Genomic DNA, 13,718 nt, shown 5'->3' with positions numbered 1-13,718 from the left:
TCCCGCACCCCCCGTATCGCAATTAGAGGAGAGACTGTGCCCACTGTGCCCCCGGCATCGAAGGCTGCCGACGCGGTGGACGTGACCGCGCTCCTTGAGCGCGGCCGGACCCTGGCCACACCGGTACTGAGGGCGGCCATCGACCGCCTCGCACCTCCTATGGACACTGTCGCGGCCTACCACTTCGGCTGGATCGACGCCGAGGGCAACCCCGCCGAGGGCGACGGCGGCAAGGCCGTACGTCCCGCGCTCGCCATTCTGTCCGCACAGGCCGCCGGTGCCGCTCCCGAGGTGGGCGTGACGGGTGCGGTCGCCGTTGAACTGGTCCACAACTTCTCGCTGTTGCACGACGACCTGATGGACGGCGACGAGCAGCGCCGCCACCGTGACACCGTCTGGAAGGTGCACGGCCCCGCCCAGGCGATCCTCGTCGGCGACGCCCTGTTCGCGCTGGCCAACGAGATCCTGCTGGAGCTCGGCACGGTCGAGGCGGGCCGCGCCACGCGCCGCCTGACCACCGCCACACGCGCGCTGATCGACGGCCAGGCGCAGGACATCTCCTACGAGCACCGCGACCGGGTCAGCGTCGAGGAGTGCCTGGAGATGGAGGGCAACAAGACGGGCGCCCTGATCGCCTGCGCCTGCTCCATCGGTGCGGTCCTCGGCGGCGCCGACGACCGCACGGCCGACACGCTGGAGAAGTACGGCTACCACCTCGGCCTCGCCTTCCAGGCCGTCGACGACCTCCTCGGCATCTGGGGAGACCCGGTGGCCACCGGCAAGCAGACCTGGAGCGATCTGCGCCAGCGCAAGAAGTCCCTGCCGGTGGTGGCCGCGCTCGCCGCGGGCGGCCCGGCCTCCGAGCGCCTCGGTGAACTGCTCGCCGCGGATGCCAAGAGCAGCGACTTCGAGACCTTCTCCGAGGAGGAGTTCGCCGCGCGCGCCGCACTCATCGAGGAGGCGGGCGGCCGCGAGTGGACCGCCCAGGAGGCACGCCGCCAGCACACCATCGCCATCGAGGCGCTCGACACGATCCACATGCCGGAACAGGTGCGGGCCCAGTTCGTGGAGCTCGCAGACTTCGTCGTCGTACGAAAGAGATGATCACTATCGGTCGAATAAGCCTCGCGTAGTCGCCGGCCGGTGCCGCGGGAGAACGAGCACCGGCCGACGGCGGACCCACAGCAGAGACGTATGCACTGCACGAAGGGGAAGCCATGACAGCGACGACCGACGGAAGCACCGGGGCTTTGCCGCCCCGCGCTGCCTCGGCCAGCGAAACAACCGACAAGACGACTCCCGTGGCGGCCGGGACAGCCGATACCCGAGACGCCGCCGCGCGCGCGATACAGCGCGCCACCGACTTCCTGCTTTCCACACAGGACGTCCAGGGCTGGTGGAAGGGCGACCTCGAGACCAACGTCACGATGGACGCCGAAGACCTGCTGCTCCGTCAGTTCCTGGGAATCCGCGACGAGTCGACCACCCACGCCGCCGCTCTCTTCATCCGGGGCGAGCAGCGCGAGGACGGCACCTGGGCCACCTTCTACGGCGGACCGGGCGAACTCTCCACCACCATCGAGGCGTACGTCGCCCTGCGGCTGGCCGGTGACGCGCCGGACGAGCCGCACATGGCGAAGGCCTCCGCTTGGATCAGGGAGCGGGGCGGGATCGCCGCGGCCCGCGTCTTCACCCGGATCTGGCTCGCCCTGTTCGGCTGGTGGAAGTGGGACGACCTTCCCGAACTCCCTCCGGAGCTCCTCTACTTCCCGAAGTGGGCACCCCTCAACATCTACGACTTCGGATGCTGGGCCCGGCAGACCATCGTGCCGCTCACCGTTGTCTCGGCGAAGCGCCCGGTACGGCCCGCGCCGTTCCCGCTCGACGAGCTGCACACCGACGCCCAGGATCCCAACCCGGTCAAACCCCTTGCCCCGGTGGCGAGTTGGGACGGGGTCTTCCAGCGTCTCGACAAGGCACTGCACACCTACCGAAAGGTCGCACCGCGCAGACTCCGCCAGGCCGCGATGAACACCGCTGCCCGCTGGATCATCGAACGCCAGGAGAACGACGGCTGCTGGGGAGGCATCCAGCCCCCGGCGGTGTACTCGATCATCGCGCTGCACCTGCTCGGCTACGACCTCGAACACCCGGTGATGCGCGAGGGGTTGGCGTCGCTGGACCGTTTCGCCGTGTGGCGCGAGGACGGGGCTCGGATGATCGAGGCCTGTCAGTCGCCGGTGTGGGACACGTGCCTCGCGACCATCGCGTTGGCCGACGCCGGCGTGCCCGCCGACCATCCGCAGCTGGTGAGGGCTGCGGACTGGATGCTGGGAGAGGAGATCGTCCGCCCCGGCGACTGGGCGGTCAAGCGGCCCGGGCTCCCGCCCGGTGGCTGGGCGTTCGAGTTCCACAACGACAACTACCCCGACATCGACGACACCGCCGAGGTGGTCCTCGCCCTGCGCCGCGTCAGGCATCACGACCCGGAGCGCGTCGAGAAGTCCATCGGGCGCGGAGTGCGCTGGAACCTCGGCATGCAGTCGAAGAACGGCGCGTGGGGCGCCTTCGACGTCGACAACACCAGCCCCTTGCCGAACCGGCTGCCGTTCTGCGACTTCGGGGAGGTCATCGACCCGCCGTCCGCCGATGTCACCGCGCACGTCGTGGAGATGCTGGCCGTGGAGGGGTTGTCCCATGATCCCCGCACCCGCCGGGGTATCGAGTGGCTGCTCGCCGAACAGGAGGCGAACGGCTCCTGGTTCGGCCGCTGGGGCGTCAACTACGTATACGGAACAGGGTCGGTGGTGCCGGCGCTGGTCGCCGCCGGACTGCCCGCGTCGCATCCCGCGATCCGCCGTGCCGTGGCATGGCTGGAGACCGTGCAGAACGACGACGGCGGCTGGGGCGAGGATCTGCGCTCCTACGACGACGCCGCCGAGTGGAGCGGGCGCGGCGCCTCGACCGCCTCCCAGACCGGATGGGCGCTGCTCGCGCTGCTGGCCGCGGGGGAGCGCGACTCCAAGGCCGTGGAGCGCGCGGTCACCTGGCTCGCGGAGACCCAGCTGGCGGACGGCTCCTGGGACGAGCCGTACTTCACCGGCACCGGGTTCCCGTGGGACTTCTCGATCAACTACCACCTCTACCGACAGGTCTTCCCACTCACGGCGCTCGGTCGGTACGTCAACGGCGAACCGTTCGCCGGCCACCGGGCGAAGGGGAGCTGATGAGCACGACGCCGGCCGCTACCCCGCTGCTGATCGCCTGTGCGCTCGGCATCGAGCGCCTCGCCCTGCGCACCGGCAGGGACCGGGGCGGCGCCGACGGCCCGGTCACCGTGCTGCGTACGGGCATGGGGCCCAAGGCCGCCGAACGGGCGGTCGCACGGGCTCTGGCCGGGCCCGAGCTGAGCGGGGCGGCCGTCCTGGCCACGGGCTTCTGCGCCGGGCTCGCCCCCGGTATGCACCCCGGGGACCTGGTCGTCGCCGAGGAGACCCGGGACCCGCGCGGCGTCACGCCGTGTGTGGGCACCGATCTGCTCGTCAAGGAACTGGTGCGTGCCCTGCCCGGGCGCACCGTCCACACGGGGCCGCTCACCGGCTCCGAACACGTCGTCCGCGGTCACGAACGGTCGGATCTGCTCGCGACCGGCGCGATCGCGGTCGACATGGAGTCGGCGGCCACGCTCCACAGCGCCGTCCGCGCGGGCTCACGCCCGGTTGCGGCCGTGCGGGTGGTCGTGGACGCTCCAGAACATGAACTCGTCCGGATCGGCACGGTGCGCGGTGGAATATCAGCCTTCCGTGTCCTTCGTTCCGTCCTTCCCGCTTTTTTCGAATGGCACCGTTCTTTGCTGCTCCCTCGGAGGTGAGCCAGATGGCCATGCCGCTCCGCCAGACCATCAAGGTCGCGACGTATCTCATGGAACAGAAGCTCCGCAAGCGAGACAAATTTCCGCTGATCGTCGAGCTTGAACCGCTCTACGCCTGCAACCTGGCATGTGAGGGTTGCGGCAAGATCCAGCACCCGGCCGGAGTGCTCAAGCAGCGCATGCCGGTGGCCCAGGCCGTGGGAGCGGTGCTGGAGTCCGGTGCGCCGATGGTGTCCATCGCCGGCGGTGAGCCCCTTATGCACCCGAAGATCGACGAGATCGTGCGGCAGCTGGTGGCCCGGAAGAAGTACGTCTTCCTGTGCACCAACGCCATGCTGCTGCGCAAGAAGATGGACAAGTTCACGCCCTCGCCGTACTTCGCGTTCGCCGTGCACATCGACGGTCTGCGTGAGCGCCACGACGAGTCCGTGGCGAAGGAGGGTGTGTTCGACGAGGCTGTGGAGGCCATCAAGGAGGCCAAGAAGCGCGGCTTCCGGGTGACCACCAACTCGACCTTCTTCAACACCGACACCCCGCAGACGATCATTGAGGTGCTCAACTACCTCAACGACGACCTGAAGGTGGACGAGATGATGATCTCGCCCGCCTACGCCTATGAGAAGGCACCCGACCAGGAGCACTTCCTGGGCGTCGAGCAGACGCGCGAGCTGTTCAAGAAGGCCTTCGCGGGCGGCAACAGGCGGCGCTGGCGGCTCAACCACTCACCGCTGTTCCTCGACTTCCTCGAGGGCAAGGTCGACTTCCCGTGCACGGCGTGGGCGATCCCCAACTACTCGCTCTTCGGCTGGCAGAAGCCCTGCTACCTGATGAGCGACGGGTACGTCACGACGTACAAGGAACTCATCGAGGACACCGACTGGGACGCGTACGGCCGCGGCAAGGACCCGCGCTGCGCCAACTGCATGGCGCACTGCGGCTACGAGCCGACCGCGGTCCTGGCCACCATGGGCTCCCTCAAGGAGTCCCTGCGGGCCGCCCGCGAGACCGTCGCGCAGAACCGCGGGTGACGTCATGACCGCCGTTTCCTTGGGCCTCCCCGAGGTGCCGGTCCGGCCGATCGCGCAACGCCGCCTGTCGCGGCAGATCCAGGTCGGGCCGGTGGCGGTCGGGGGCGGGGCGCCCGTCTCGGTGCAGTCGATGACGACGACGCGTACGTCGGACATCGGCGCCACGTTGCAGCAGATCGCCGAACTCACTGCGTCCGGTTGCCAGATCGTCCGCGTCGCCTGCCCCACGCAGGACGACGCGGACGCCCTCGCGACCATCGCGCGCAAGTCGCAGATCCCGGTGATCGCGGACATCCACTTCCAGCCGAAGTACGTGTTCGCCGCGATCGAGGCGGGCTGTGCGGCGGTGCGGGTGAATCCCGGCAACATCAAGCAGTTCGACGACAAGGTGAAGGAGATCGCCCGGGCCGCCAAGGACCACGGCACGCCGATCAGGATCGGCGTGAACGCGGGCTCGCTCGACAGGCGGCTGCTCCAGAAGTACGGCAAGGCGACGCCCGAGGCCTTGGTGGAGTCGGCGCTGTGGGAGGCGTCCCTCTTCGAGGAGCACGGGTTCCGGGACATCAAGATCTCGGTCAAGCACAACGACCCGGTGGTCATGGTAAACGCCTACCGGCAGCTGGCGGCCCAGTGCGACTACCCGCTGCACCTGGGCGTGACCGAGGCCGGGCCGGCCTTCCAGGGGACCATCAAGTCCGCGGTGGCCTTCGGGGCGCTGCTCAGCGAGGGCATCGGGGACACCATCCGGGTGTCCCTGAGCGCGCCGCCCGCAGAGGAGTGCAAGGTCGGCATGCAGATCCTGGAGTCGCTCGGTCTGCGTGAGCGGCGCCTGGAGATCGTGTCCTGCCCGTCCTGCGGGCGTGCCCAGGTCGACGTGTACAAGCTGGCCGACGAGGTCACGGCCGGCCTGGAGGGGATGGAGGTGCCGTTGCGCGTCGCGGTCATGGGCTGCGTCGTCAACGGGCCGGGAGAGGCTCGGGAGGCGGACCTGGGAGTCGCCTCGGGCAACGGCAAGGGCCAGATCTTCGTCAAGGGCGAGGTCATCAAGACGGTGCCCGAGTCGAAGATCGTGGAGACCCTCATCGACGAGGCGATGAAGATCGCCGAGCAGATGGAGGCGGACGGCGTCGCGTCAGGCGAGCCGAAGGTCACAGCGCCGGGGAAACCATCCGTCACTGTGAGTTGACAACAGCACGGACCGAGAGGGGGCCTGGGCGTGACGATTCTGGAGACCATCCGGGGACCACGTGACCTGAAGGCGCTGTCCGAGGTGGAGATCGGCCGGCTGGCCGACGAGATCAGGGAGTTCCTGGTGCACGCGGTCGCCAGGACCGGCGGACATCTGGGGCCCAACCTGGGGGTGGTGGAACTGTCCATCGCGCTCCACCGGGTCTTCGAGTCGCCGGTCGACCGCATCCTGTGGGACACCGGCCACCAGAGCTACGTACACAAGCTGCTGACAGGGCGTCAGGACTTCTCCAAGCTGCGCGGCAAGGGCGGTCTCTCCGGCTACCCGTCGCGCGAGGAGTCCGAGCACGACATCATCGAGAACAGCCACGCGTCCACCGCGCTCGGCTGGGCCGACGGGCTCGCCAAAGCCCGCCAGGTGCAGGGGGAGAAGGGGCACGTCGTCGCGGTCATCGGCGACGGCGCTCTCACCGGCGGCATGGCGTGGGAGGCGCTGAACAACATCGCGGCCGCCAAGGACCGGCCGCTGATCATCGTCGTCAACGACAACGAACGCTCGTACTCGCCGACCATCGGCGGCCTGGCGAACCATCTGGCGACCTTGCGGACCACCGACAGTTACGAGCGCGTGCTGGCCTGGGGCAAGGACGTACTGCTGCGGACGCCCGTCATCGGAAACACGATCTACGAGTCGCTGCACGGCGCCAAGAAGGGGTTCAAGGACGCGTTCGCGCCGCAGGGCATGTTCGAGGATCTGGGGCTGAAGTACGTCGGGCCGATAGACGGGCACGACGTGGGGGCGATGGAGTCGGCGCTGCGGCGCGCGAAACGCTTCCACGGGCCTGTACTCATCCACTGCCTGACGGAGAAGGGGCGCGGTTACGAACCGGCGCTCGCGCACGAGGAGGACCACTTCCACACGGTCGGTGTGATGGACCCGCTCACCTGCGAGCCACTCGCGCCCTCCAACGGCCCCTCCTGGACCTCGGTGTTCGGCGACGAGATCGTGCGGATCGGGGAGGAGCGCGAGGACGTCGTGGCGATCACGGCGGCCATGCTCCATCCGGTGGGCCTGGCGAAGTTCGCGGAGAAGTTCCCCGGGCGGGTGTGGGACGTCGGCATCGCCGAGCAGCACGCCACGGTGTCCGCCGCCGGGCTGGCCACGGGCGGACTGCATCCGGTGGTCGCGGTGTACGCGACCTTCCTGAACCGGGCCTTCGACCAGTTGCTCATGGATGTCGCGCTGCATCGCTGCGGGGTGACCTTCGTGCTGGACCGCGCGGGAGTCACGGGAGTTGACGGCGCGTCACACAACGGCATGTGGGACATGTCCATCCTCCAGGTCGTGCCCGGACTGAGGATCGCCGCGCCGCGCGACGCCGACCAGCTGCGCGCCCAACTGCGCGAGGCGGTCGCCGTGGACGACGCGCCGACGATCATCCGCTTCCCGAAGGAGTCGGTGGGACCGGAGATCCCGGCGGTCGACCGGGTGGGCGGCGTGGACGTGCTGCATCGCGGCGAGCGGCCCGAGGTTCTCCTCGTCGCCGTCGGCGTGATGGCTCCGGTGTGTCTCAAGGCGGCCGAACTGCTGGAGGCCAGGGGCGTCAACTGCACGGTCGTTGACCCGCGTTGGGTGAAGCCCGTCGATCCGGCGCTGCCGGGACTCGCCGCCGAGCACCGCATGGTCGGAGTCGTCGAGGACAACAGCCGGGCTTCCGGTGTGGGCGCGGCGGTCGCCCTCGCGCTCGGTGACGCCGAAGTCGACGTGCCCGTAAGGCGGTTCGGGATCCCCGAGCAGTTCCTCGCGCATGCCAAGCGCGGTGAGGTGCTGGCCGACATAGGGCTCACGCCCGTCGAGATCGCGGGGCGGATCAGCGCGGGCCTGGCCACCCAAGAGGCGAGCCTGACTGTCACGGAGGCCGAACTCGCCGTCACGGAGGCGGAGTTCGCGGTCACGGAGCACGCTTCCGAGGAGCAGGCTGCCGAGGAGCAGGTCACCAAGGAGCACGCGTCCAAGGAGAAACAGGAATGACCACCAGCCAGCCCCAGGAGGCCGAGCCCCAGGAGTTCGACCTCGCCGGCCTCCTCGCCGAACGCGGAGCCGAGCGCTACGAGCTGCACGCGAAGCACCTGAACCACCAGCTGCCGCGCATGCTGCACACCATCGGCTTCGACAAGGTCTACGAGCGGGCCGAGGGCGCGTACTTCTGGGATGCGGACGGCAACGAGTACCTGGACATGCTCGCCGGGTTCGGGGTGATGGGTCTGGGCCGCCATCACCCCGTCGTCCGCAAGGCGCTGCACGACGTCCTCGACGCATCGCTCGCCGATCTCACCCGCTTCGACTGCCAGCCCCTGCCCGGGCTGCTGGCGGAGAAGCTGCTCACCCACAGCCCGCACCTGGACCGGGTGTTCTTCGGCAACAGCGGTACGGAGGCCGTCGAGACGGCGCTCAAGTTCGCCCGGTACGCGACCGGCAAGCCGCGCGTGCTGTACTGCGCGCACTCCTTCCACGGCCTGACCACCGGCTCGCTGTCCGTGAACGGCGAGGACGGCTTCCGGGACGGGTTCGCGCCGCTGCTGCCCGACACGGCGGTCCCGCTCGGCGATCTCGACGCCCTGGCAAGAGAGCTGAAGAAGGGCGACGTCGCCGCGCTGATCGTCGAACCGATCCAGGGCAAGGGCGTACACGAGTCGCCGCCCGGATATCTGCGCGCGGCACAGGAGTTGCTGCGCAAGCACAAGGCGCTGCTCATCGCGGACGAGGTGCAGACCGGGCTCGGGCGGACCGGTGACTTCTACGCCTACCAGCACGAGGAGGGCGTCGAGCCGGACCTGGTGTGCGTCGCGAAGGCGCTGTCCGGCGGGTACGTGCCCGTGGGCGCGACCCTCGGCAAGGACTGGATCTTCAAGAAGGTCTACTCGTCCATGGACCGCGTCCTCGTCCACTCCGCGAGCTTCGGGTCCAACGCGCAGGCCATGGCGGCCGGCCTCGCCGTGCTGTCGGTCATGGAGAACGAGCAGATTGTCGCCAACACCCGTGCGACCGGGGAGCAGCTGAAGTCCCGGCTCGCGGCGCTCGTCGACAAGTACGAACTGCTCAGTGACGTGCGCGGCCGCGGGTTGATGATCGGCATCGAGTTCGGGCGGCCCAAGTCGCTGAAGCTGCGCAGCCGTTGGACGATGCTGCAGGCCGCGCGAAAGGGACTGTTCGCGCAGATGGTCGTCGTTCCGCTGTTGCAGCGGCACCGGATCCTCACCCAGGTATCCGGCGACCATCTGGAGGTGATCAAACTGATTCCGCCGCTGGTCATCGGTGAGCGGGACGTGGACCGGTTCGTGGACGCCTTCACCGACGTGATGGACGACGCGCACACCGGGGGCGGGCTGATGTGGGACTTCGGGAAGACGCTGGTGAAGCAGGCGGTCGCCAACCGCTGACATCCACGGACAGCGTCGAGGGACACCAGAAGGCTTTTGCCTGAGAGGCAAGGAAATTGCCGCTCAGGCAAACATCTGGCTGAATCGAAGGCATGAACCCTTCCAAGGGTACGAGCCCTTCCGAACCCGGGGCGGCCGACGCTGAGCCTGAAACCGCACCCGCACCCGTACCCGAACGCGCACCCGAACTCGGGGCGGCCGACGTGCTGCCCGCCGTCGCACCGCAGCTCCGTGCCCTGCGGCGCCGTGCCTCACTCACCCTGGAGTCCGCGGCCCGCTCCGCCGGGCTCTCGCCCGCGCACCTGTCCCGTCTGGAGACCGGGCAGCGCCAGCCCTCACTCCCGATGCTGCTCGCGCTGGCCCGGATCTACCGGACGACCGTCTCGGAGCTGCTCGGCGAGACGGTCGCCGACCGGGACGCCGTTGTGCGCGCTGCCGACATGGAGCCCACCAAGGCCGGCGGCTGGACGTACTGGCAGGCCGGCGCGGCAGGGCGGGGCATGCAGTCCCTGCGCGTGCACGTCCCGTACGGGGCGCAGGGCGACATCGTGCGGGTGCACCCCGGAGAGGAGTGGCTGTACGTCCTCCAAGGGCGGCTGCGGCTGCGTCTGGGGGACACCGCGCACGTGCTCGCGCCCGGCGACAGCGCGCACTTCGACTCGCTGACCCCGCACCGGATCGCCGCCGCGGACCGGGGCGGGGTCGAACTCCTCTTCGTACACACCCTGCTGCAGAGCCCTACGGCCGCGCTGTGCCTCGGACCGACCACGACAGGAGAGACGTCATGATCACAGGAGAAACCCCGTGAAGGACATGGAGGAGAAGCTCCCCCGCGCCCTGTGGGTGCGGCTCATCGTCTACGTGGCGGTCGGGCACCTCTTCGCCGCCTTCCTCTACCTGCTGTTCTCGCTCGGAGCCCAGGGGCAGTAGACATGTAGTAGGTATGCAGTAGGTAGTGGGCCGTCAGAAGGTGGTGGGCGTCCGGCCGGTCAGGCGGTGGGCGTCGGGCGGTCAGTCCAGGAAGCGCTTCCGGAGGCGTTCGCGTATCTCGGGAGTCACGCCGAGGGCCTGCTCCAGGTACGGGTCGACCCCGCCCCACGTCTCCTCGATCGTGTCGAAGGCCGCCGCCAGGTACTCGGCGCGCGCGTCGAAGAGCGGGCGGAGCAGCTCCATCACCTCGGGCGAGTACGCGGAGGCCGAGGAACTGCTGCGGTGGACCTTGTAGCGGCGGTGCGCCGCGTTCGACTCCAGGTAGTCCGCCTCGATGGCCTCGCGTTCGACGCCGAGGGCGAGGAGCGTCACGGCTATCGAGAGGCCGGCGCGGTCCTTGCCCGCCGCACAGTGCATCAGCGCGGGCACGCTGTCCTCGGCCAGCGCGTGCAGCACCTGGGAATGCTCGGGCGTGCGCTCCTTGATGATCGTGCGGTAGGAAGTGATCATCCGGTTCGCGCCCTTGCCGTCCGCGAGGATCGAGCGGAGCTGGTCCAGATCGCCGTCGCGGACCATCGTCCAGAACTCGGCACCGTGCGCCGGGTCGGTCAGCGGCAGGTTCACGTTCCGCACGCCCGGCAGCTCGACGTCGGGCCCCTCCAGCTTCTGGTCCGCGGCATTGCGGAAGTCGAAGATCGTGTGCAGCCCGAGGGAGGAGAGGAACGCGGCGTCCGACTCCGTCGCGTGCGCGAGGTGGCCGCTGCGGAACAGCCGCCCGTACGCCACCCGTCGGCCGTCCGTCGTCGGCAGGCCGCCCACATCACGGAAGTTGCGAACTCCAGCCAGTTCGGGCTCGGTCGACGGGACCTGCTGCGTCACGGGGCTCCTCCTGTTCGACTGCCGACGCGGCTCGTCGGCGGGGCGCGCTCTCGACGATACGACATGGATGCGTGGGCCAATGAGTTGTCCACAGGCGTTGCCGACGAGACGCGTAGGTCATGATGGTGTTCGTACTTGAGCGTGCCTGTTCGGATATGTGAGGGCTTGATGGTGGAGATCGGCGCAGACGGTCGTACGTGGGTTCTTTCCGGGCCCACGAGCAGTTACGCCCTACGGCTCGGCGCGGACGACGAATTGCTGCATCTGCACTGGGGCCCGAGAATCGCCCTCGCCGACGCCGAAGCACTCGCCGCGCGCCCCGGCCCGGAGTACTGGCCCTTCGAGGCCTCCCTCGACGGACATGAGGAGTACCCGGTCGAGGGCGGCCCCCGATTCGTACGGCCCGCGCTGTCCGTTCGCACGGAGGAGCGGCGCGGCACCGAGTGGCGTTTCGAGGCGTACGAGGCCGACGGCGACGAACTGCGGCTGCGGTTCTCCGACTCGGGGCTCGGCATCACGCTGCACTATCGGATGCGGGCCGCGACCGATGTCGTCGAGCGGTGGGTGACGCTGTCCAACGAAGGGCCCGTTCTGGAGGTCCTGCGCGCCGACTCCGCGACCTGGACACTGCCGCACCGCGACAACTGGCGGCTCTCCCAGCTGCACGGGCGGTGGGCCGCGGAGTCACGGCTCGTACGCTCCGATCTCACCTACGGTGAGAAGGTCATCGGCAGCCGACGCGGCCACACCGGGCATCAGCACCTGCCGTGGGTCGCGCTCGATGTTGAGGGCGCGGCGACCGAGGAGCGCGGCGAGGTCTACGGGTGCGCGCTCGGGTGGTCGGGGTCGTGGCGGATCGCCGTGGCCCAACTCCCGGACGCCCGCGTGCAGATCACCGGCGGGGCCGGGTACGACGACTCGGGTCTTGTGCGACTGGAGCCGGGGGAGAGCTTCGTCACGCCCGTCTTCGCGGGGCTGTGGAGCGACGGCGGCTTCGGCGGGGCGAGCCGCGCCTGGCACGCGTATCAGCGCGCGTACGTGATCCCGGACGCGGACCAGGACCGGCCCGTGCTCTTCAACTCCTGGGAGGCCACCGAGTTCGACATCTCCGAGGAGCAGCAGGGCGCGCTCGCGCGGCGGGCGGCGGCGATGGGGGTCGAGCTGTTCGTGGTCGACGACGGCTGGTTCGGGACGCGGACCAGCGACCGGGCCGGGCTCGGCGACTGGACGCCGAACCCGGCCCGCTTCCCGGCCGGGCTCAAGCCGCTCGCCGACGACGTGCACGCGCTCGGCATGCAGTTCGGTATCTGGGTCGAGCCCGAGATGGTCAACCCGGACAGCGAGCTGTACCGCGCGCATCCCGACTGGGTGCAGTTCCAACCGGGACGAAAGCGGACGGAGCTCCGCAATCAACTCGTTCTGAACCTCGCCCGCGGGGACGTCCAGGAGTACCTGTGGGAGCAGCTCGACGCGCTGCTCTCCAGCGCGCCCATCGACTACGTGAAGTGGGACTTCAACCGCTGCTTCACGGACGCCGGATGGCCGGGCGAGCCGTACCCGCAGCGGTTGTGGGTCGACCATGTGCACGCTCTGTACGGCCTGTTGGACCGGCTGCGGGCAGCCCACCCCGGCGTCGCCTTCGAGTCCTGCTCGGGCGGCGGCGGCCGGATCGACCTCGGGATCATGGCGCGTACGGACCAGGTGTGGACCTCGGACAACACCGACCCGCTCGACCGGCTCGCCATCCAGCACGGCTTCAGCCAGCTGCACCCCGCCCGGGCCATGGCCGCCTGGGTCACCGACAGCCCGAACGTCCAGCTCAACGGGCGCGTCAGCTCGCTGCGCTTCCGCTTCGTGAGCGCGATGGCCGGGGTGCTCGGAGTCGGCGGCGACCTGACCGAGTGGAGCGACGAGGAACTGGCCGAGGCGCGCGGCTGGGTGGAGCTCTACAAGGAGATCCGGCCCGTCGTGCAGCGCGGCGACCTCCACCGGCTGCGGGCGCCCGAGGGTGGACTGAGCGCCGTGCAGTACGTCCTCGGCGACGAGGTCGTCGTCCTCGCCTGGCTCCAGGCCCAGCACTACGGCGAGCCGGTCGCGCCGGTGCGGCTGCGTGGCCTCGACCCGACAGCTGTGTACGAATGCCTCGAAACGGGCGAAGTGCACCGAGGGGCGGTGCTGTTGCATCACGGGCTGCGGACGGGGTTGCGTGGGGACCTTGATGCGTCAGTTATCCGGCTGCGTCGCATGTGACTGTTGTGTCCGTATTGGAGCCTTCGTTCCAACTCGCTCTGGAATGCGGGCTCCTAAGTCGGCGGTTCGTGAGCAGCGTCATATTCATGACGGTCCGCTGTCGCCATGTTCACGTAATTCGCCTGTGTTTC

11 protein-coding genes are annotated in these 13,718 nt (G+C 69.3%); 10 read left to right on the top strand and 1 reads right to left on the bottom strand.

The window, feature by feature from the left end:
• Positions 1–36: 36 nt before the first annotated feature.
• The 9 genes from ACTWQR_RS22865 to ACTWQR_RS22825 all read left to right on the top strand — a co-directional run bounded on the left by ACTWQR_RS22865 (position 37) and on the right by ACTWQR_RS22825 (position 10,458).
• Positions 37–1,104 (top strand): polyprenyl synthetase family protein, encoded by a 1,068-nt coding sequence (locus ACTWQR_RS22865; protein ID WP_443228989.1) that lies wholly within the window; start codon positions 37–39, stop codon positions 1,102–1,104.
• A gap of 113 nt (positions 1,105–1,217) precedes the next feature.
• Positions 1,218–3,227 carry a squalene--hopene cyclase gene (gene shc, locus ACTWQR_RS22860; protein ID WP_443228988.1) on the top strand — a complete coding sequence of 670 codons (2,010 nt, stop codon included), beginning with the start codon at positions 1,218–1,220 and terminating at the stop codon, positions 3,225–3,227.
• The gene (locus ACTWQR_RS22855; protein WP_443228987.1) at positions 3,227–3,871 is read left to right on the top strand and encodes a phosphorylase family protein; all 645 of its coding nucleotides are present in this window, start codon (positions 3,227–3,229) and stop codon (positions 3,869–3,871) included. Before shc ends, ACTWQR_RS22855 begins: the two co-directional genes overlap by 1 nt.
• A gap of 5 nt (positions 3,872–3,876) precedes the next feature.
• Positions 3,877–4,899: an adenosyl-hopene transferase HpnH gene (hpnH, locus tag ACTWQR_RS22850; RefSeq protein WP_443228986.1), complete on the top strand. Its 1,023-nt coding sequence runs from the start codon at positions 3,877–3,879 to the stop codon at positions 4,897–4,899.
• 4 nt (positions 4,900–4,903) lie between these two features.
• A complete protein-coding gene (gene ispG, locus ACTWQR_RS22845) occupies positions 4,904–6,085 on the top strand; it encodes a flavodoxin-dependent (E)-4-hydroxy-3-methylbut-2-enyl-diphosphate synthase (RefSeq protein WP_443228985.1) in 1,182 nt (393 codons plus the stop codon).
• Between the two features lie 30 nt (positions 6,086–6,115).
• Positions 6,116–8,119, top strand: coding sequence for a 1-deoxy-D-xylulose-5-phosphate synthase (gene dxs / locus ACTWQR_RS22840; protein WP_443228984.1), 2,004 nt, complete (start codon positions 6,116–6,118; stop codon positions 8,117–8,119).
• Complete coding sequence (locus tag ACTWQR_RS22835; protein WP_443228983.1) at positions 8,116–9,528, top strand: aspartate aminotransferase family protein; 1,413 nt, start codon at positions 8,116–8,118, stop codon at positions 9,526–9,528. Before dxs ends, ACTWQR_RS22835 begins: the two co-directional genes overlap by 4 nt.
• A gap of 92 nt (positions 9,529–9,620) precedes the next feature.
• Positions 9,621–10,316, top strand: coding sequence for a helix-turn-helix domain-containing protein (locus ACTWQR_RS22830; protein WP_443228982.1), 696 nt, complete (start codon positions 9,621–9,623; stop codon positions 10,314–10,316).
• 25 nt (positions 10,317–10,341) lie between these two features.
• The gene (locus ACTWQR_RS22825; RefSeq protein ID WP_443229028.1) at positions 10,342–10,458 is read left to right on the top strand and encodes a DUF6126 family protein; all 117 of its coding nucleotides are present in this window, start codon (positions 10,342–10,344) and stop codon (positions 10,456–10,458) included.
• Positions 10,459–10,539: 81 nt separating this feature from the next.
• Here ACTWQR_RS22825 and ACTWQR_RS22820 read toward each other — a convergent pair whose 3' ends face one another.
• Complete coding sequence (locus tag ACTWQR_RS22820; RefSeq protein ID WP_443228981.1) at positions 10,540–11,337, bottom strand: tyrosine-protein phosphatase; 798 nt, start codon at positions 11,335–11,337, stop codon at positions 10,540–10,542.
• Positions 11,338–11,505: 168 nt separating this feature from the next.
• On the opposite strand from ACTWQR_RS22820, the gene ACTWQR_RS22815 reads away from it, so the two are divergent.
• A complete protein-coding gene (locus ACTWQR_RS22815; protein WP_443228980.1) occupies positions 11,506–13,587 on the top strand; it encodes an alpha-galactosidase in 2,082 nt (693 codons plus the stop codon).
• Positions 13,588–13,718 lie beyond the last annotated feature (131 nt).

Origin of the sequence: Streptomyces sp. 2A115 (assembly GCF_052245575.1) — a bacterium.
Classification (GTDB): domain Bacteria; phylum Actinomycetota; class Actinomycetes; order Streptomycetales; family Streptomycetaceae; genus Streptomyces.
This window is presented reverse-complemented; position numbering and strand designations above follow the sequence as displayed.

Coding starts and splice junctions, on each gene's coding strand:
- shc (WP_443228988.1), top strand. CDS start 1,218: ATGACAGCGACGACCGACGGAAGCACCGGGGCTTTGCCGCCCCGCGCT.
- ACTWQR_RS22855 (WP_443228987.1), top strand. CDS start 3,227: ATGAGCACGACGCCGGCCGCTACCCCGCTGCTGATCGCCTGTGCGCTC.
- hpnH (WP_443228986.1), top strand. CDS start 3,877: ATGGCCATGCCGCTCCGCCAGACCATCAAGGTCGCGACGTATCTCATG.
- ispG (WP_443228985.1), top strand. CDS start 4,904: ATGACCGCCGTTTCCTTGGGCCTCCCCGAGGTGCCGGTCCGGCCGATC.
- ACTWQR_RS22835 (WP_443228983.1), top strand. CDS start 8,116: ATGACCACCAGCCAGCCCCAGGAGGCCGAGCCCCAGGAGTTCGACCTC.
- ACTWQR_RS22830 (WP_443228982.1), top strand. CDS start 9,621: ATGAACCCTTCCAAGGGTACGAGCCCTTCCGAACCCGGGGCGGCCGAC.
- ACTWQR_RS22825 (WP_443229028.1), top strand. CDS start 10,342: ATGGAGGAGAAGCTCCCCCGCGCCCTGTGGGTGCGGCTCATCGTCTAC.
- ACTWQR_RS22815 (WP_443228980.1), top strand. CDS start 11,506: ATGGTGGAGATCGGCGCAGACGGTCGTACGTGGGTTCTTTCCGGGCCC.